The organism is Chitiniphilus shinanonensis DSM 23277 (assembly GCF_000374805.1).
Classification (GTDB): Bacteria; Pseudomonadota; Gammaproteobacteria; order Burkholderiales; family Chitinibacteraceae; genus Chitiniphilus; species Chitiniphilus shinanonensis.
In genome coordinates, this window is the sequence record NZ_KB895336.1 from 117751 (window position 1) to 136681 (window position 18931).

Annotated in this window: 19 protein-coding genes and 1 tRNA gene; 7 read left to right on the forward strand and 13 right to left on the reverse strand. The window is 62.8% G+C overall.

Annotated features, from left to right (window positions below; translation table 11 throughout):
* Nucleotides 1–21: 21 nt before the first annotated feature.
* From C556_RS0104225 to C556_RS19280, 6 genes are all read left to right on the forward strand, one after another.
* Nucleotides 22–1227, forward strand: coding sequence for an ABC transporter substrate-binding protein (locus C556_RS0104225; protein ID WP_018746987.1), 1206 nt, complete (start codon nt 22–24; stop codon nt 1225–1227).
* 177 nt (nt 1228–1404) lie between these two features.
* The gene (locus tag C556_RS0104230; RefSeq protein ID WP_018746988.1) at nt 1405–2652 is read left to right on the forward strand and encodes an ABC transporter substrate-binding protein; all 1248 of its coding nucleotides are present in this window, start codon (nt 1405–1407) and stop codon (nt 2650–2652) included.
* A 105-nt stretch (nt 2653–2757) separates the two neighbouring features.
* A complete protein-coding gene (locus C556_RS0104235) occupies nt 2758–3621 on the forward strand; it encodes a carbohydrate ABC transporter permease (protein WP_026262798.1) in 864 nt (287 codons plus the stop codon).
* Between the two features lie 20 nt (nt 3622–3641).
* A complete protein-coding gene (locus C556_RS0104240) occupies nt 3642–4511 on the forward strand; it encodes a carbohydrate ABC transporter permease (protein WP_026262799.1) in 870 nt (289 codons plus the stop codon).
* A 46-nt stretch (nt 4512–4557) separates the two neighbouring features.
* Nucleotides 4558–5661 carry an ABC transporter ATP-binding protein gene (locus C556_RS0104245; protein WP_018746991.1) on the forward strand — a complete coding sequence of 368 codons (1104 nt, stop codon included), beginning with the start codon at nt 4558–4560 and terminating at the stop codon, nt 5659–5661.
* A 163-nt stretch (nt 5662–5824) separates the two neighbouring features.
* The gene (locus C556_RS19280) at nt 5825–6667 is read left to right on the forward strand and encodes a polysaccharide deacetylase family protein (protein ID WP_157235812.1); all 843 of its coding nucleotides are present in this window, start codon (nt 5825–5827) and stop codon (nt 6665–6667) included.
* Nucleotides 6668–6734: 67 nt separating this feature from the next.
* On the opposite strand, the gene thrC is transcribed toward C556_RS19280, so the two are convergent.
* The 3 genes from thrC to C556_RS0104265 all read right to left on the reverse strand — a co-directional run bounded on the left by thrC (nt 6735) and on the right by C556_RS0104265 (nt 10961).
* A complete protein-coding gene (gene thrC, locus C556_RS0104255) occupies nt 6735–8168 on the reverse strand; it encodes a threonine synthase (RefSeq protein ID WP_018746993.1) in 1434 nt (477 codons plus the stop codon).
* Nucleotides 8169–8262: 94 nt separating this feature from the next.
* Nucleotides 8263–9585 (reverse strand): homoserine dehydrogenase, encoded by a 1323-nt coding sequence (locus tag C556_RS0104260; protein ID WP_018746994.1) that lies wholly within the window; start codon nt 9583–9585, stop codon nt 8263–8265.
* A 143-nt stretch (nt 9586–9728) separates the two neighbouring features.
* A complete protein-coding gene (locus tag C556_RS0104265) occupies nt 9729–10961 on the reverse strand; it encodes a pyridoxal phosphate-dependent aminotransferase (protein ID WP_018746995.1) in 1233 nt (410 codons plus the stop codon).
* Between the two features lie 131 nt (nt 10962–11092).
* Here C556_RS0104265 and C556_RS0104270 point away from each other — a divergent pair, with 131 nt between their 5' ends.
* Nucleotides 11093–11461, forward strand: a complete 369-nt coding sequence (locus tag C556_RS0104270; RefSeq protein ID WP_018746996.1) for an Mth938-like domain-containing protein — start codon at nt 11093–11095, stop codon at nt 11459–11461.
* 49 nt (nt 11462–11510) lie between these two features.
* On the opposite strand, the gene C556_RS0104275 is transcribed toward C556_RS0104270, so the two are convergent.
* From C556_RS0104275 to C556_RS19300, 10 genes are all read right to left on the reverse strand, one after another.
* Nucleotides 11511–11595: transfer RNA gene (locus C556_RS0104275), tRNA-Leu, on the reverse strand.
* Nucleotides 11596–11669: 74 nt separating this feature from the next.
* On the reverse strand, nt 11670–12368 hold the full coding sequence (locus C556_RS0104280) for a bactofilin family protein (protein ID WP_157235815.1): 699 nt from the start codon (nt 12366–12368) through the stop codon (nt 11670–11672).
* Nucleotides 12369–12791: 423 nt separating this feature from the next.
* Nucleotides 12792–13685 carry a glycine-rich domain-containing protein gene (locus C556_RS22750; RefSeq protein ID WP_157235818.1) on the reverse strand — a complete coding sequence of 298 codons (894 nt, stop codon included), beginning with the start codon at nt 13683–13685 and terminating at the stop codon, nt 12792–12794.
* 91 nt (nt 13686–13776) lie between these two features.
* A complete protein-coding gene (locus tag C556_RS0104290; protein WP_245559214.1) occupies nt 13777–14289 on the reverse strand; it encodes a DUF4376 domain-containing protein in 513 nt (170 codons plus the stop codon).
* Nucleotides 14289–15185 (reverse strand): gp53-like domain-containing protein, encoded by an 897-nt coding sequence (locus C556_RS22755; protein ID WP_157235821.1) that lies wholly within the window; start codon nt 15183–15185, stop codon nt 14289–14291. Before C556_RS22755 ends, C556_RS0104290 begins: the two co-directional genes overlap by 1 nt.
* A 3-nt stretch (nt 15186–15188) precedes the next feature.
* Complete coding sequence (locus C556_RS0104300) at nt 15189–15782, reverse strand: YmfQ family protein (RefSeq protein WP_026262800.1); 594 nt, start codon at nt 15780–15782, stop codon at nt 15189–15191.
* Nucleotides 15773–16831: a baseplate J/gp47 family protein gene (locus C556_RS0104305; protein ID WP_018747000.1), complete on the reverse strand. Its 1059-nt coding sequence runs from the start codon at nt 16829–16831 to the stop codon at nt 15773–15775. Before C556_RS0104305 ends, C556_RS0104300 begins: the two co-directional genes overlap by 10 nt.
* Nucleotides 16828–17250, reverse strand: coding sequence for a phage GP46 family protein (locus C556_RS19295; RefSeq protein ID WP_018747001.1), 423 nt, complete (start codon nt 17248–17250; stop codon nt 16828–16830). Before C556_RS19295 ends, C556_RS0104305 begins: the two co-directional genes overlap by 4 nt.
* A complete protein-coding gene (locus tag C556_RS0104315) occupies nt 17250–17828 on the reverse strand; it encodes a phage baseplate assembly protein V (RefSeq protein ID WP_018747002.1) in 579 nt (192 codons plus the stop codon). The genes C556_RS19295 and C556_RS0104315 overlap by 1 nt, the downstream gene beginning before the upstream one ends.
* Complete coding sequence (locus C556_RS19300; protein ID WP_018747003.1) at nt 17828–18931, reverse strand: phage baseplate assembly protein; 1104 nt, start codon at nt 18929–18931, stop codon at nt 17828–17830. Before C556_RS19300 ends, C556_RS0104315 begins: the two co-directional genes overlap by 1 nt.

An 18931-nucleotide genomic window follows, 5' to 3' on the forward strand; every position in this document is an offset into this window, starting at 1 on the left:
GTGGCAGCAGCCGTATTCGCTATGTCTGCCGTCAACGTCCTTGCTGCTGATCCGGTCAAGGTCGAGTACTGGTCCAACAGCCTGTCGCCCAAGTTCGACAGCACCATGAAGGACATCACCGCCAAGTTCAACAAGTCCCAGACCGGCATCCAGGCCGTCTGGGTCGATGTGCCCTGGGATGCATTCCAGCCCAAGGTCGTCGCCGCTGTTGCCAGCGGCAACGTGCCGGGTCTGGTGAACCTGCCCAAGCCCTGGATGGACCAATTCGCCCAGCAGAAGATGCTGGTGCCCATCACCAAGCAAGTGGCCAGCTTCAAGAACGTCTACACCAGCGGCGCGCTGGAGGACGTGACCTACAACGGCGAGATCTACGGCCTGCCGTGGTACCAGGTGACCGCTGTCCTGTTCTACAACAAGGCCCTGCTGGCCAAGGCCGGTGTGAAGGAAGCGCCCCAGACCTTTGCCGATCTGCTGAAGACCGCCCGCCTGGTCAAGGAAAAGACCGGCGTCGCTGGCTTCGCGCCCAAGCTGAACGACGGCTTCGCCGGCTGGTTCCTCTATGAAGGCCTGCCGGTGGTGCAGAACGGCAAGGCTGTGTTCAACAGCCCGGCCCACGTGAAGATGGTCGAGGACTTCAAGAAGGCCTATGCCGACGGCGTGTTCCCGAAGGATGTCTTCAAGATGCAGTTCGAAGACCAGATCGCCGCTTTCGGCAGCCAGAAGATTGCCATGTTCGGCGAAGGCGCCCACGCGCTGAAGCGTACCCAGACCGACTCCCCCAAGGTGTACGCCCAGACCGGTGTGGCCGGCTTCCCGGAAGCCAAGGGCAAGACACCGTTTGGCGGTTTCCTGTTCCTGTGGTCTGTACCCAAGGGTTACAAAAACGTAGATGCAGCGGTCAAGCTCGGGCAGTACCTGACCAACGACGAGAATCAGCTGGCGTTCGCCAAGGCGTCCGCCACCTTCCCGTCGACCAACAAGGCGCTCGACGATGCTTACTTCAAGGCCGGCGCAAGCTCGAAGGATCCGATCGAACAAGCCACCGGCGTCGCCGCGGCTGCGATCAAGACTTCGCGCACGCTGACCATCTCGGGCCTGCCTGACGAAGCCGCGATGAACAAGAAAATGAACGACGAACTGGAAGCCGCCATCACCGGCCAGAAGCCCGTCAAGAAGGCGCTGGATGAGGCTGTGGCGTTCTGGAATTCCAAGTTCTCGGGCAAGTAAAAAACCTTATTGACTCTCTGCGCAGAGTCAAACTTTGCGGCGGGGGTTTTCTGGTAGACTCCCGCTGCAAAATAAGAAATCCGCATGATTTGGTAGGTTGGTAACCGAGTCAGATGTGGTGTATCGCGAGGAAGCGATTCCGAGCGTTTTTGTCGATAACTCCAAGAGGAAGACAAGATGAAGCTTAAGAAGATGTTGACCGTTGGCGCGGCAGTGTTCGGTTTTGCTGCTCTGCAAGCTCACGCCGATACCGAACTCGAGTTCTGGACGATGAACCTGGCTCCGAAGTTCAACAACTACTTCGAAGGTGCTGTTGCCAAGTTCAACGCTGCCAACCCCGGCCTGAAGGCCAAGTGGGTCGACATGAACTGGGACCAAATCCAGCCGAAGCTGATTGCCTCCATCGCTGCCGGCAGCCCGCCCGCTCTGGTGAACTTCAACGTGCCCTGGGTTCACGAATTTGCCGCTCAAGGCAACATCGTCGCTCTGGACGAATACGTTGGCGCCGCCAAGAACGTGTACTCCGTCGGTGCCCTGAAGGACGTGACCGTCAACGGCAAGATGTACGCCTTCCCGTGGTACAACTCCGTTTCGATCATTGCCTACAACAAGGACATCTTCGCCAAGGCTGGCGTGAAGGCCGCTCCGAAGAACTTCGACGAGCTGGTTGCCATTGCCAAGCAAGTGAAGGCCAAGGCCGGTGTTGCCGCCTTCGCTCCGAAGCTGGACAACTTCGAAGGCTGGTTCTACTACGCTGGTCTGCCGATGGTTCAAAACGGCAAGGCCGTGTTCAACTCGCCGAAGCACGTTGCCTTCGTGCAGAAGTTTGCTGACCTGTACAAGGCCGGAGTGTTCCCGAAGGACGTCTTCAAGATGGCCTTTGAACAAGAAATCGCCGCGTACAACTCCGGCCGCATCGCCATGATGACGACCGCTCCGCAAGCGCTGAAGCGTACCGAAACCGACGCCAAGGCCATCTACGACAAGACCGAAGTTGCTGCGTTCCCGACCGATGCCGGTCAACGTGCATTCGGCGCTTGGCTGATGGACTTCGTTGTTCCGAAGGGCACCAAGAGCCCGGCCGACGCTGCCAAGCTGGGCCTGTTCCTGACCTCGGACGAACAGCAAGTTGCGTTCTCGAAGGCCACTGAAAGCACCTTCCCGTCCACCAAGAAGGCCAACCTCGACCCGTACTTCCAAGCCGGTGCCAAGAGCGCCGACGTGGTTGAGCGCGCTCGTGCCGTTGCCGCCAAGTCGATGGACAACGCCCGCACCCTGACGATCCCGCCGGGCGTGCTGCCGGATGGCGCTTCCATGAACAAGAAGCTGCAAGACGAAATCCAGAACGCCATCGAAGGCCGCAAGCCGGTGAAGGCCGCTCTGGACGAAGCCGCTGCTGCTTGGAACGAGAAGCTGGCGAAGTAATTACCCGGTTGTAATTGGGTAACGTAGTAAAGATGAACGGAACCGTCGGCGACGGCGGTTCCGTTTGTTCTCTAGCAAAAGAATAAAATCCAGTCGAGTTGCGCCGTGAAAAACTCCAGCAGTTACACCGCAATAGCCTATTTGTTTCTGGCGCCAGCCTTGATTCTGATGGGTCTATTTACTTTCTGGCCAGTTGGGTATAACGCCTACCTGGCATTCAACGATTACAGCATTGCCGAGGCGACTGCCACGTGGAATAACTTCGCCCACTTCAAATATCTGTATGGCGAAGAACTTTTCCATAGTGCGCTGAAGAATTCGCTGCTCTTCCTGCTGGTCGTTCCTGTCATCCAGGTGTCCGCGCTGCTGGTCGCCAAGCTTGTGAACAACAAGCTGCCCGCGATGACCTTTTTCCGTGCCGCATACTATATCCCCGTCATCACCGCGATTTCCATCGCTGGTGTGGTGTGGCTCAACGTATACAAGTACGACGGTATCCTGACCTGGTTCCTGCAATCGCTTGGCCTGATCGACGAACAGGTCAACTGGCTGGGCGAACCGAAGATCGCCATCTACATGGTCATGATCTTCACCTTCTGGAAGGGTATCGGCTACTACATGGTGTTGTACCTTGCTGGTCTGCAATCGATTCCCACGGAAGTGGAAGAGGCGGCGATTCTGGATGGTGCCAACGCTTGGCAACGCTTCTGGAAGATCACCGTCCCGATGGTCAAGCCGACCATCCTGCTGTGTACCCTGCTTTCCACGATTGCCGCCTTGAAGGCGTTCCAGGAAGTGGTGGTGCTGACACGCGGTCAGGCCGATACCTATACGGCGCTGTACTACGTGTATGCCCAGGCGTTCACCAACTTCAACTTCGGCCGCGCCGCGGCTGCAGGTCTGGTGGTCACCTTCTTCTGCGTGCTGCTCGCTGTATTGCAGTTCCGCTTCTTCGGTGAAAAGAAATAATCCGCTTCGGGTACGCAGCCATGAGTAAAAAAGCTACTAAAGCGTTGGAGCTGACCGGTCAGTATCTCGGTCTGATCGCCTTCGCCATCTTCACGACTTTCCCCTTCCTCTGGGCGCTGTCCGTTGCGCTGTCCGAGGATCCGTCCAACATCTGGTTGTTCCCGCGTTCGTTCCTGCCGACCGATCCGGGCTGGGCGTGGTTCGTCCGGGTGTTCAACGAAATCCAGTTCATGACATACCTGAAGAACTCGGCCTGGATCTCGTTGTGCACCATCATCGGCACCGTGCTGATATCGGTGCTGGCGGGCTACCCCCTGGCACGTCTGCGCTTTCCCGGCCGTGGCCTGATCTTCGTTGGCATCATTGCCACCATGATGCTGCCGTCCGAAGTCGCGATCATCCCGAACTTCGTGACGCTGAAGCATCTGGGTGACTGGTCCACCGCGCTGCTGGGCTTCAAGCTGACTGGCCTGAACACCTATTCCGGCGTGTACCTGCCGACCGTCGCTGGCGCGTTCGGCATCTTCCTGATGAAGCAGGCCTTCGAGCAGATCCCTCAGGATCTGATCGATGCCGCCCGCGTCGATGGTGCCAAGGAACTGCAAATCCTGTGGCGCGTGATGGTGCCGGTTTCGGCGCCTTCCATCGCAGCCCTCGCGATCTTTACGTTGGTGAATGCGTGGAACGAGTTTATCTGGACCGGTATCGTGATTCAGGACAAGGCCATGCTTCCGTTGTCGGTGGGTATGTTCAACGACCTGACGGGCCCCTTCGCCGTGTCGACCAGCATGGTCATGGCCGGCATCGTGCTCTCGGTCGTCCCCGTGCTGATCTTCTTCGCCCTTACCCAGCGCTACTTCATCAGTGGCCTCGATGGCGCCGTGAAGTAATCCGGCGCGCGACAGACAACAGAATTCATATCAAGGAAATCGATAAATGGCTTCGGTTAAGCTCAAGAACATCAAGAAGAACTACACCAAGGACGTCACCGTCATCAAGGGCGTGAGCCTGGACATCCAGGACGGTGAGTTCGTCGTATTCGTCGGCCCGTCCGGCTGCGGCAAGTCCACCATGCTGCGGATGATCGCCGGTCTGGAAGACATCACCGAAGGCGAACTGCTGATCGGGGAAACGGTCGCCAATGACGTGCACGCTTCCAAGCGCGGCATCGCCATGGTGTTCCAAAGCTACGCGCTGTATCCGCACATGACCGTGGCGGAGAACATGGGCTTCGCGCTGAAGCTGTCCGGTGTGTCCAAGACGGAAATCGACCAGCGCGTGAAGCGTGCTGCGGAGATTCTGCAGATCACCCATTTGCTGGATCGCAAGCCCAAGGCCCTGTCCGGCGGCCAGCGCCAGCGTGTCGCCATCGGTCGCGCCATCGTGCGTGAACCGAAGGTGTTCCTGTTCGACGAGCCGCTGTCCAACCTGGATGCCGCGTTGCGTCTGCAGATGCGCGTCGAGCTGTCCAAGCTGCACCAGGAACTGAAGACCACCATGATCTACGTGACCCACGATCAGGTGGAAGCCATGACCCTGGCCGACCGTATCGTGGTGTTCAATGCTGGCGTGATTCAACAGCTGGGCAGCCCGCTGGAACTGTACGAGAACCCGTCCAACCTGTTCGTGGCCGGCTTCCTGGGCTCGCCCAAGATGAACCTGCTGGATGCCTCGCTGGTCAGCGGCGATACCAAGGGCGCCACCGTCCGCCTGCCGAAGGGCATCGCGATCAAGGCCGCCGTGGACGCCAGCCGTGCCAAGGCCAACGACCGCGTGACGCTGGGTATCCGCCCGGAGCACATCCTGCTGGCTTCGGAAGCGGATCAGAACTCGATCCCTGCCCGCGTCGACCTGATCGAGCATCTGGGCGACCACGTGCTGGCCTATATCGAGATCCCGGGCGTCAATGAGATCATGTCGATGAAGCTGCCGGGCCATGCGACCGACCTGAAGTACGGCGACGCCATCCGCGTGGTGTTCCCGGAAGTCGATTGCATGCTGTTCGACGCAGAAGGTCTGGCGTTCAAGCGTCTGCGCTAAGCGACTTCAGGCTCTTCAAAAGCCCACCATCTGGTGGGCTTTTTCATGTCCGCCGCGCATGGATGACATGCGTGAGGCGAATGGCAAAAGGGCAGGCCGGGAGGAGTTTTCCTTTTGATGCACGGATAGAATGGCACGGATAATCCCAACGAGGAGAAGTGTGATGGCTAGTCCCTGGATTCGTCGGTTTGGTGCAATTGGATTGGTCCTCCTGGCCTCCTTGGCCTATGCCAAGGAGCCGAAAATCCGGACTCCGTTCCTGGAGGGTTGGGAACAGGTTTCCTTGGAGCAGATGGAGCGCCAGGCCAAGGCTTACCCGGAGGTGTACTGGATCGAAGGCCCCGGGGAGAGCAAGGTCGTCGCGTTCACCTTCGATGACGGCCCCAACCCGATCAACACCCCTCCCTTGCTCAAGGTGCTGAAGAAGCATGGCGTGCATGCCACTTTCTTCCAGCTTGGCATGTGGGTCGAGAAATACCCGGATCTGGCGCGCAAGGTGCTGGCGGATGGGCACGTGCTGGGCAACCACTCGTATGACCATCCCTATGCCGGCAAGCTGAGCAACACCGTTTTCTGGGAAGATCAGGTCGCCAAGACCCAGGCTGTCTTCCAGCGGGTGCTGGGGTTCACCCCGACGCTGTACCGCCCGCCCTACGGCGAAATCACCGACAGCCAGGTCGAGCTGCTGCGCGACAAGGGTATCAAGGTGATCTCGTGGTCGGTCGATACCCGCGACTGGTTGTCGGCGCGTTCCATGAACGGCGATGCCCAGATCGAGGGTATGGTGACCCAGTATGTCCATCCCGAAGCGATCGTGCTGATGCATGATGGCGGTGGCCCGCGCGATCATACGGTCGAGGCCGTGGATCGCTTGATCGGTAACCTGAAGGAACAGGGCTACACCTTTGTCACCATCGACAAGCTGATCGGCGTCGCGCCGCAGTTCGCTCCGCCGCCGGCTGCGCCCGCGCCCAAGGCGGCGTCGGCCGCGGTGGCCGCCAAGTAGGCCGGGCTCTTCCCAGCTACAACAAAAAAAGCCGGCGACTTGCCGGCTTTTTTTGGGCGAGCGACCGTTAAACCGGCACGCGTTCCGCCACGTAGCGCTTCAAGGCTTCGGCGTCGGCTTCCAGCACGTCGAAACGTTGAGGTTGGGCTTCCAGACCTTGCAGATCCGCCGGGCGCTGTGGCGCCTGGTTCAGTGCCTCGCGCATGGTGTCTTCGAACTTGGCGGGCAAGGCGGTTTCCAGGATCACCATCGGCACGCCCGGTTCGCGATGCGCCTTGGCGGCCTTGTAGCCGTCGGCGGTGTGCGGATCGATCTGCAAACCATAGCGTTCGAACACTTCGCGGATGTTGGCGATGCGGTCGGCGTGGCTGCTCTTTTCCGAGCGGAAGCCGTATTCGTCGCGCATGCGGGCGAACGTGGCCGGATCCAGGTCGAAGCCCTGGTTCTTGTCCACGCCGCGCCACAACTCGGCCAGCTTGGCGGCATCGCGGCCCAGCAGGTCGAAGACGAAGCGCTCCAGGTTCGACGCCTTGGTGATGTCCATCGACGGGCTGGAGGTTTCGTAGGTGCGGTCCAGGCCGCGCGGATGGTAGCCGCCGGTCTTGAAGAACTCGTCGAGTACGTCGTTCTCGTTGGTGGCGACGATCAGGCGGCGGATCGGCAGGCCCATCTGGCGGGCGATATGGCCGGCGCAGACGTTGCCGAAGTTGCCGGACGGCACGCAGAAATCCACCGGCTCGCCCACTTCGCCGGCCACCGCGAAGTAGCCCTTGAAGTAATAGACGGCCTGGGCGACCACGCGCCCCCAGTTGATCGAATTGACCGCGCCAACCTTGTAGCGTGCCTTGAAGGCGGCATCGTTGTTCACAGCCTTCACCATGTCCTGGCAGGCATCGAACATCGACTTGACCGCGATGTTGTGGATGTTCTCGTCCTGCAGGCTGAACATCTGTGCGCGCTGGAACGGGCTCATCTTGCCGAACGGCGACAGCATGAACACCCGCACGCCGTGCTTGCCGCGCATGGCGTATTCGGCCGCCGAGCCGGTGTCGCCGGAGGTGGCGCCGACGATGTTGATCTCCTGGCCGCGTTGCGTCAGCACGTGTTCGAACAGATTGCCCAGCAACTGCATCGCCATGTCCTTGAACGCCAGCGTCGGGCCGTTGGACAGTTCCTGGATGAACAGCGCCTCGTCCAGCTTGACCACCGGGGTGATCTGATCGGCCTGAGCCGGATCGCGGCCGTGGCAGTACACCTGGGCGGTGTAGGTCTTGTCGATTAGCGCCTTGAGCTGATCGGCCGGGATGTCGTCCACGAAGCGGCTGATCACGGCGAATGCCAGTTCGCGATAGTTCAGCTTGGAGAGCGCTTTCAGCTCGTCGAGCGTGAAGCGCGGATAGCGCTCGGCAATGGCCAGGCCGCCATCGGGCGCCAATCCGCCCAGCAGGATGTCGGAGAAACGTTGCGGGGCCATGCCGCCGCGGGTCGAGATGTAGTTCATGGGCGGGTCGCCAGTTCAAGCATCGCGCCGTCGCGGCGCACAGGGATAAGGATGCGGCGGAGCAGGGCGGGCCCGGCCGGGCCCGCCTCGGTCGTCAGCCGTTCAGGTGTTCCAGGCGCAGCTTCACCACCTTGCCGGTGATGCTGTCCAGTGCTTCGATCTTCGCCAGCGCGGCGTTGATGTGCTTTTCCACCGCCAGGTGGGTCAGCACGATGATGTCCGCGCGTTCGCCGTCGCCCTCGGTCTCGGAGACCGGGCGTTGCAGCAGGGCGTCGACCGAGATCCCCGCATCGGCCAGGATGCGGGTCACGTCGGCCAGCACGCCCGGCTTGTCGGTCGCGTTCAGGCGCAGGTAGTAGCAGGTCTCGACCTCGTCGATCGGCAGGATCGGCAGGTCGGCCATTGCGCTGGGCTGGAAGGCCAGGTGCGGCACGCGGTTCTCGGGGTCGGCGGTGGCCAGGCGGGTCACGTCGACCAGGTCCGCAATCACCGCGGAGGCGGTCGGCTCGGCGCCAGCACCGGCGCCGTAGTACAGCGTGGCGCCCACGGCATCGCCCTTCACCAGCACCGCGTTCATCACGCCGTCCACGTTGGCGATCAGGCGGCGCGCTGGGATCAGTGTCGGCGCCACGCGCAGCTCGATACCGTTGGGGCGGCGGCGCGTCACACCCAGCAGCTTGATGCGGTAGCCGAGTTCCTGGGCGTACTTGATATCAATGGCCTGCAGCTTGCTGATGCCTTCCAGGTAGGCCTTGTCGAACTGCACCGGGATGCCGAAGGCGATGGCGCTCATGATGGTGAGCTTGTGCGCGGCGTCATGACCTTCGATGTCGAAGGTGGGATCGGCCTCGGCGTAGCCCAGGCGCTGTGCTTCCGCCAGCACATCGGCAAAGGCGGCGCCCTTGTCGCGCATCTCGGTCAGGATGAAGTTGCTGGTGCCGTTGATGATGCCAGCCACCCACTCGATCTTGTTGGCGGTCAGCCCTTCGCGCAGTGCCTTGATGATGGGGATACCGCCCGCCACCGCCGCCTCGAATGCCACCATCACACCCTTTTCCTGGGCACGGGCGAAGATCTCGTTGCCGTATTCCGCGATCAGCTTCTTGTTGGCCGTGACCACGTGCTTGCCCTGCTCGATCGCGGTCAGCACCACTTCCTTGGCGATGGTGGTGCCTCCGATCAGCTCCACCACGATATCGATGTCGGGGTGGCGCGCCACCTGCAGTGCATCGTCGAACAGCTCCACGCCTTCGCCGACCAGCTCGCGGGCGCGGTCCAGCTCGCGGTTGGCCGCGGCACGAATCACGATGGGCCGACCGGCGCGCCGTGCGATTTCCTCGCAATTGCGTTTCAGAACGGTCGCAGTGCCGCCACCGACGGTGCCGACACCGCACAGACCCACGTGAATCGGTTTCATTGAAAGTCCTTTAGTCGAGCGCAGGGCGGGATCGCATCAAGCGCCCCGTCCGAAGTGGAATCGATGATTCGCCCGCATCGCGCGGACGGCGGCCGGATCGTGGAACCACGCCGCGGCCACCGGGCAATACGGGACAACGCGCATTATGCGGTACCGTGGCGTTTTCGGTAACCGGCCAGGAAGCGATCCAGCCGGCCCAGCGCTTCGTTCAGGTCGTCCAGGTGGGGCAGGAACACCACGCGGAAGTGGTCCGGCGCGATCCAGTTGAAGCCGGTGCCCTGCACCAGCAGCACCTTCTCTTCCTGCAGCAGCTCCAGCATCAACTGCTGGTCGTCTTCCAGCGGGTATACCTTCGGATCCAGCCGCGGGAACATGTAGAGCGCCGCCTTGGGCTTGACGCAGCTGACGCCCGGGATCGCGGTCAGCCGTTCCCAGGCCAGATCGCGCTGCTTGGTCAGCCGGCCGTTCGGCGCCACCAGATCGTTGATGCTCTGGTAGCCGCCCAGCGCGGTCTGGATCGCATACTGCCCCGGCACATTGGCGCACAGGCGCATGGTGGACAGGATATTCAGCCCGTCGATGTAGTCGGTGGCCGATTTCTTGTTGCCCGACACCACCATCCAGCCGGCGCGGTAGCCACAGGCACGGTAGTTCTTGGAAAGCCCGTTGAAGGTGACGAACAGCACGTCGTCGGCCAACGAGGCCAGCGAGGTGTGCGTGGCGCCGTCGTACAGCACCTTGTCGTAGATTTCGTCGGCGTAGATGATCAGGTTGTGCTGCCGCGCCATCTCGACGATTTCCTTGAGCACATCGTCCGGGTACAGCGCGCCGGTGGGGTTGTTGGGGTTGATGACGACAATGGCCTTGGTGCGCGAAGTGATCTTGGCGCGCATGTCGTCCAGCGCCGGCAGCCAGCCGTTGGCCTCGTCGCACAGGTAGTGGCGCGGCGTACCGCCGGCCAGGCTCACCGCTGCGGTCCACAGCGGATAGTCCGGCGCGGGCACCAGTACCTCGTCGCCATTGTTGAGCAGGCCCTGCATCGACATCACGATCAGCTCGGACGCACCGTTGCCGATGTAGATATCGTCCACCGTCACGTCGGCGACATTCTTCTCCTGCGTGTAATGCATGATCGCCTTGCGCGCGGGGAACAAGCCCTTGGAGTCGACATAGCCGGCCGCATTCGGCAGGTTGCGGATCACGTCCTGCACCACCTCGTCCGGCGCATCGAAGCCGAAGTTGGCCAGGTTGCCGATGTTCAGCTTGATGATGCGCTGGCCGTCCTCCTCCATCTGCCGCGCTCGCTCCGGCACCGGTCCGCGGATTTCATAACAGACGTTCAGGAGCTTGTTCGACTTGTGGATCTGATGGGTCATGGCGGGCCACGCGGGCTGAGGAGTAAACCTCACATTCTAGCGAAACAAGACCCCTGGGGTGGTATACAGCGCGCGCGAAGGTGCGGCGCAACAGTTGGGGTAGAATCGCGGCTTCCACCAAGGGCTTACGCATGAAGCTGCATCGCACCACCGCCACCCATCTCAACCAGTTCACCGGCTACGGCGAAGGCTACGTCATGGTGAACGAAGAGCGTTTCGACGGCAGCCTGATCGTCACCCCCACCGAAGTGCGCGAATGGCGCCCGGTCCGCTTCGAAGACCTGCAGGAAGACGACTTCGCCTCGCTGCTCGCGCTGGCGCCGGAACTGGTGCTGCTGGGCACCGGCGAGCGCATCCGCTTTCCTCATCCCCGGCTGTCGCGCGACCTGGCCGCGGCGCACGTCGGGCTCGACGCGATGGATACCGGCGCGCTGTGCCGCACCTTCAATATCCTGACGGCCGAAGAGCGCAAGGTGGTGGCGTTGGTGTTGATGGCCTGAGCCGGGCGTTGCAAACGAAAAACGCGGCCGATGGCCGCGTTTTGCATGATGGTGCCCCGAGCCGGGGTCGAACCGGCACACCTTGCGGCGAGGGATTTTAAGTCCCTTGTGTCTACCAATTTCACCATCGGGGCAGGGTCGGGGATTCTACCCGGATTTTCCGGCGCGGGGCACTTGTCCGCCCCACCCAGGCAAGGCCCCGCCAGGATCACTGGAGCGATCCGACGTTGCTCCCGGCCCAGCCATGCTCGCTGGCTGCCACGCAGCCGAAAACCCGGCAACCGCTGTCCAGCAGGACCTTGGGCGCGGTGACCGATGCCGGTTGATGCCATAGCCCGATCACAGACCGGGGCGACAGCACCACCTGCCGATGGGACAGCAACGGCCCACTGACGCGCGCGCCGGGGCCGATGAACAAAGTGCCGCGCGCGATGATGCCGCCACTGATGTGCGTCCCGGCCCCGACCTTGACGTCGCCGTCCACCGTGATGCCGCCATTGATACGTGCGTGATGGCCGATGTGCAGGTCGCCGTGGACGAACAGGTCGCCATGGGTATGGCTGCCGTCGTCCAGCTTCACATCGCCCGTTCTCACCGATTGCGTACCCGGATGGCGCGGCCAGGCCGGCGCGGGCTGGAACGGCGCGCAATCGCCGAAGCACAGCTCGTCGGCGGCCAGGCGCTTGAAGTGCAACGGCAGCTTCACATCGAGCCGGCCACGGGTATGCATCGAGACCGGTTCGTGGTCCTGGCTGTGAGGTGCAGCCAGGGTGCTATGGGTATCGAACGGCACAACCCGCCGCGGCGCGCCCAAGGTGTTATGGAAACGGCGTAGGTGCGCCTGCAGGGCGGTCGGTAACGGGAACAGCAGAATCAGGCCGCTCACGGCTTTAAGCATCGGGTTCATGGCAAGTCCTTTGGCCAGTTCCTTGCCTGGCCAGGGGGATCTGCGGATATGGGTAAGCGCCGCCATGATTGACGCTACGGGGGGCACATCCGCGTCGGACCGCCAAGTAAAGGCTGTCGATGCCGAGGGAGGGTTGAGTTGGATCAAGTTTGCCGGGTTGTCGGTTGGGGGGAGGGGCGTTTTCCGAGCTTTCCCAAGCGGCTGAGGCGTTCGGATTGGCGATATGGTGCGGACTCGCCGAGGTGTGCGGCAAGGTTGAGAGAAGGGGGGCGTAGGCGTGTAAGTCTTGTTCGGCGGATGAAAGGACTGAGCGGGCCTGCGTCCCCGCTTATCCAAGGGGGAAGGGCGCCCGAAGATCGGTTGGATCTACGGGCGTACTCGCTGTTGGTCAGCCGATAATTGCTTCCGACCGATTGGATACGTTTAGGCGTATTCCCAGACAATCACCTGTCCTTGCCCGCCGAAGTTGCCGGCGCGTGCTGCGGAATTCGTGCCGCTGTAATTCTGGGCCGCGCCAGTGCCATAGCCGCCGAGTAGTGTTTGCGGCTGGATCGCCATGGCGCCTGCGCCGATTGCAGGAATGACCGGCCAGCAACCTTGCACTCCTGGCACTCCAAGGATGTTGGCGCCGGATGGCGCGCCAGCGCCTGCTCCGCCTGAGCCGTTGGTCGGACCAGATACGGCCCCCCCCGCAATGGAACCGCCCCCGCCTGGGCAACTGACCAGCGCGCCGAACGAACTGGTGCCGCCAGAGCCACCGCTGCCGGTGCCAACTGAGCCGCCCATACCACCTGCGCCAACCGTTACAGACACACCCGAGAAGCCACTGGTCAATCGTGATTTGGCATAGGAGCCATTACCGCCACATCCCGCGATGGCATTCTGCGCCGCGCCGGTGGCCGCTAAACCACCCGACCCACCACCGCCACCGACGACTTCGACGATCACGGATGTAGTGCCGAGTGTGGGGGTGTAGGTCGACGTCCCGGGATTGGAGAAAACCTGCACGCCGATCAGCCTGCCGGTTGCTGCGGCGATGGCGGATTGCACGAACGCTGTGGTTGCTGCGGCGGTGGTATTGTCAGCGGGGGGACGGGTGGTAAATACGCCGACCGCACGCAATGCCTCCAGCAATTGACTATTCAGTCCTTCGGTAGGCGTCATGCCTGCCGCCTGGATCACGCTCAGCAATTCGTCGGTCACCGCATTGGACCAAGCGGCGGTGTCACGACTTGGGAGTTGGCCGGTTTGAGGGTTGCCGTCGGTGAATTTGCCATTGAGCAGATTCACCCCGGAGATGGAGTGGGGATAGTCCATAAGTGCTCCAAAAAACAAAGCCCGCTCAAGGCGGGCATGAATCGATCGTTGGCAATGCATTTCTGCATTCCAATTTCAGCGATGATTTGCATTACCAACTGGGTGAGAACTGCTCCAGTTGCTCGCGGTCCAGCTGGGAAATTTGTGCCTCCAACTCCAGCCGGCGCTGATAGATTGCCGCGCCGCGCTCGACGCAGGCCGTCCACAGCGCCTGTAATTCGGTCAGTGCCATGGGTACACGGTTGCGCTCCGCGTCGACCCAAATGCCACCAGGGACCACCCCGGCGAGTAAAGCATCGCGGATGTCCTGCAGAGCCTCGGGAGTGGTGAGCCAGTGGTGGCGGGCGTGTTCAATGCCGGCCGCACGCTCACTGATCTCCCAACTGCTCAGTTGAGTTAACGCATTATTGCGTTGAACGCAGAGAGGAACCTCCGGTGGGGCAATGGTGATTGGCATGCCGTTGGCCCCGACGGAGATAATCCTTCCCTCTGACTGGGCGGCAAATAATTCAGCATACACGTCATCGTCGATAAATTGGGCTCCTTCACTTGAATTCAATGAAAATGCCCAACGTTTGTCACTGGCCTTCCAGGTTGCATACATTAAATAGACCTCCCAATTGCAATCCAGTTGATCGTGGTGGAGACTGGCGCGCCATTTGTGGCTGTATAAGCCACCGCGTTAAACCCCGTTGGCGTGACGGATAAATAGGTGGTTGTTTGATTGATGCCTGCTGGCTGAACTGTCAAAGCTGTTGGGTTGCTTTGAAATGCAAGAGGGAAAGTGATTGGTGTCGATGCTGCTGGCAATGTCTGGGAGCCCCATTGAATGAGAAATCCACCGGGGAGTTTCTGCCAGCCAATTGGCGCTATCGATGCAGAGAATGATGCGGAGTATGCGAGTTGCGCAGTGCCGCCAACCCCCAGCCATGATGGCCCATTGCCGACTTCCACGGTTAGTGTATCGCCCGTTCCCAATTTCATGGGGGAAATTCCAGCTCCGCCATTGCATACGATGGCGGAGGGGGACTGGGCTTGGATTGTTAGGATGCCTCCGCCGAAATTGACGATTTCTATTCTGGCGCCGGGAACGCCGTCGGAATAGGGTGGAAGCGTAATGGTTGAGGGGGAAGGACTGGCGTGTAGAACGGTTGCACCAAATGCGCTCGCATTCAATACCATTCCTGCTGTGGCAATAATTATGTTTGAAGACTGAATTCCTTGGCGTCGTACAAATTCAGTCGTGGCAATGGCAGTATCATTGGAGAACTGTGGTTTTGTTTGAAAAACGCCCGTGCCACGAAGCGCCTTGAGGAACTGGGAGGTATCCAATTCGTCTGGAGATAGCCCGGCCGCCTTAATCACCCCCAACAACTCATCCGTCACAGCATTCGCCCAGGATGCCGGGTCCAAACTCGGCAATAGCCCGGTCAGCGGATCGCCGTCGGTGAATTTGCCGTCGAGCAAGCCCACGTCGGGCACGGAATGCGGATAGTCCATCGATTAGCTCCCATAGGAAAACAAAACCCGCGTATGCGCGGGTTTGAGTTTGTTGATCATGCATTCCAGCTGGACATCGCCCCAGGTCTGGAACGGCTCGCCGAACGGGTCACCGCATTCGCGTGGAACGACCGGCATCACCGGCAGCTTCAATTGCCAGACGAATTGCCAGCGCCAGCCGCCATAGCGCTGCCCCAGCCGCGACCTGCCATAACGCCGCGCGCGGTATTCGGTGATGGTGGCGTCGGGGTGGCCATAACGCGCCGCTACGCCGATGAAGTAGGCGCACGATTGCCCGCCGCTGGCGGCCAGCTTGGCGGCGACGGCGTTGCGGCGCTCCTGCAAGGTCTGGCTGCCCAGCAGCGAGCACTCGTCGGGCAGGCCGGCGATACGCTCCCAGTCGGCCAGCAACTCGTAGCTGGTCGGCGGATAGGTCTCGCGCAGCAGTTCGTTCGCCCGGCTATCGACGCCGGCCAAGCCGGTGCCGAAAGTGCCCAGCACGCGCTGCAAGGTGCTGTCCGGGTCGCGTGGCCACGCCAGGCCCGCCGGCAGCAGGGCGGACAGTTGCTGGCGGTAGTCTTCGGCGGTCATTGCCATGTCACGCCTCCGAATATCGCCATCTCCAGTCGCTCGGTCGTTACATCGGCGGCGGGGCTGACCAGGGTGTGGTCGGTTTCTCCGGAAGCCAGGCTGATCGCCTCGGTGATGTGGCTGCGCAGCAGCGTGGCGCCGGGCGCGGCTTCGCGGGCGTGCAGGTCCTTGAGCGAGGCGATCACCGCTTCGCGCACCGCCGGGGTGCCGGGCACCAGTCGGATGGTGTAGGCCACCGGCTTGGGCGTCGGCGCCTGGGCCACGAATTCGGCGGTGACCGGGCGCAGGTTGTCGATGTGCGCCTGGACCGCCGCGACCTCGTTGGCGTCCGGGATCGGGTCGGTGTCGCCGTCACGCACGAACACTACGCCGATGCTGCCGAGGCCGAATGGCCTGTCCACCGTCCAGGCGCGGGTCACACCCGGTACCTCCAGCGCCCAGGCGACGTAATCCGACGCCGCGCCACCTTGCGGCGGCCGCTGGATGCGGGCGATCAGCCGCTGACGGAGCGCGGAATCCGGCTCCACGTCGCTGCCCTGGGTCAGGCCGGGGGCGAGCACGACGGCGCTGCCGTTCAGGCCGGCGATCGGGGTGGTCAGAGTCAGCGCGATGCCCGCGTCGGCGTTGGCCGCGGCGCCGGCTTCGCGCGCGGCGACGGCGACTTCGACGTTGCCGCCGGCGCCGACCACCGCGTCCGCCAGCGTCAGGTATTCGCGGTTGTCGGCGCGGGTCAGGGCGCTGCCTTGCGGGATGACGGTGTCGCTGGTGCCGCTCAGGCGGATGGTGCCTTGCGCCAGCGCGGCGGGCTTGCGGCCCTCCACCAGCCAGATCGAGGCCCAGCGGTCGAGGAACTCGGCGTCGCAGGTGTCGGGAAACAACTGCAGCGAGAGCCACGACAGGTAGCCGTACATCTGGTGCAGGCCGCCGGCCTGGACCCGGCCGAGCACGTTGAGGTTGGAATGGCGCAGGCGCGCGTCGGCGCCCGGCAGGCGGGCCTCGAACTCGGTCAGCTGCGCTTCGACCAGTTCGGGCAGGGTGGGACGATTCAGGCTCATGGTGTCAGCTCGAAGCGATAGGGTTGGGAATCGATGGCGATGTCCAGGCGCAACAGGCCCAGGCGGGGCGCGCTGGCCGCCACGCTGACCGAGCGGGCGTGCCCGTCGTCGATCAGCCATTGCAGCGCTTCGCGCCCGTAGGCTTCGGCCCGCCGCAACGCGGAGGCGGTCTGCTTTTCTCGCGCCAGCAGCCACAGGCGCGAGCCCAGCGGCACCGCGCGCTCGTCGCCGACCGCGATGGCGTCGCCCCACCAGCCGCGCGGGTCGCCCTCGACATCGTCGTTGGGCGCGGCGCGGCGGTCGGTGAACAGGCTGAGCAGCACGGCGGTATCGAGCTCGTCGCCCTCGGCCAGGCCGAGCGCGGCCGTTTGCCAGTCGCAGCGTTGTTCGTCGCCGAAGAAAAAGGTCTTGAGGTCCATCACATCCCCTGCGTGGGTTTGCCGGTGGTGCCGCCACTGGTATTGGTTTCGGGGTGGACGTGATCGCCGAACACCTGGCGCATCCCGGCCACGGTGCGGCTGTTGCCGCCGGCGTTGTCGGTGATGTCGCCGGCGGTCTTGAGCTGGCCGCTGGTGGTGACCAGCGGGGCATTCAGCTTGACCAGAGGCGTGTTCAGTTCGACCAGCGCGCCGGCATTGACGCGCAGCGTCTGGGTGGAGATCTCGATCAGCCGGCCGTTTTTCAGGTGGATGCGATCGCCCTCGTGGGTGTAGATGCACACTTCGCCCGGAGCGAGACCGCTCGGGCGATGGCGTTCGTCGTCCACCGCGGTGGCGACCAGGTGGTCGCGGCTACCGGCGACGGCGACCAGGATCGCCGTGGCGCCGGGCAGCGGCACGCTGGTCAGGCCGTAGTTCTGTGCGCGCTCCACGTCGTCGCGGGTTTCGTCGGCCAGCGCCGATACCTGCAACCGTTGCAGCCCGGCCGCGTCGTTCACCAGATTGAGCACCGCGCGCGCCACCATCAGGCGCACGCGACGGGCAAGTCGTTCGATCATCAGTTCTGCCCCCAGTCGTTGCTTTGCGTGGTGCCCTGGCCCGCCGTCGAGGACGGCTTGGCTGTGGCGCTCTTGCCACGTTTCAGTGGCGTGGTGGATTTGCCCTCCAGTCGGTCGAAGGTACGCGGATCGACCAGCGTCAGCGCGCAGCGCTCGCCGCCGGCGCCAAGCGTGTAGCTCACCTCGGAGATCAGCACGTCGCCGTCCGCGCGCAGCAGGCCGGATTTCAGGTTCACCCGCAGGTTGGGCTGCCACAGCGGCAAGCCGTCGCCCTGCCGCCAGCCCACCACGTCCACCGTCGCCCGGTTGGCGCGGGCGGCGCGGATGGTCTTTTCCCAGTTGGCGCGCTGCTGCACCGTGGGGCCTTCGGCCTGGTCCTCGGCCAGCACGATCAGCGGCCGGTGCCGGGTTACCACTGCGTCGCTGCTGCTGCCCTGTTCGGCATGGCGACCGCGGCTTTGCGCCTTGACGCGGTAGAGGCTGAAGCGTTGCGCCCAGCTGAAGCTGGCTTCGCCACCGAGCAGGTTGTCGCCTTCCACCAATGCGGCCTGCGCCTCTTCGGTACCGGGGCGGGTGATGTACAGGGCGCCGTCGCCGCGCGTGGTCAGCAGTAGCATCCGCAGGCGCGCCATCCGTTCCAGGCAGTCGAACACGGTCTCGCCTTCCTCGATGTTCCAGCTCTTGAACGGGTCGTCGGCCTGCTTCTGCACGGCCGGATCGATCACCACCGGCAGCTTGAAGTCATGGCACAGGTCGCGGGCGATCCGGGCCAGGCTGGCGCGCTTCCACTGGCCGGAGCCGTGGCTGGCGCTGCAATCCACCAGGTCGGCCGTGGCGTCGCGGCCGCTGACGCTCAGGCTGCGCGCCTGCGCATCGAAGCGTACCGACACCTGGTCGATGAAGCCGGTGATCACCGGCTGGTCGTCGATGGTGACCACGCAGGCCTCGCCCGGCTTGACCGGGCGCGCGGTGTCCTGGTCCGGCCAGCGTTCGGTCAGTTGCAGGGTGAAGCTGCCGGCCAGTTGCTCCAGGCCGCGTTGCAGCGAGATCTCGGTCCAGCCGCCGTAGATCCGGCCGCCTACCTTGAGTTGGAGATTCGCCAT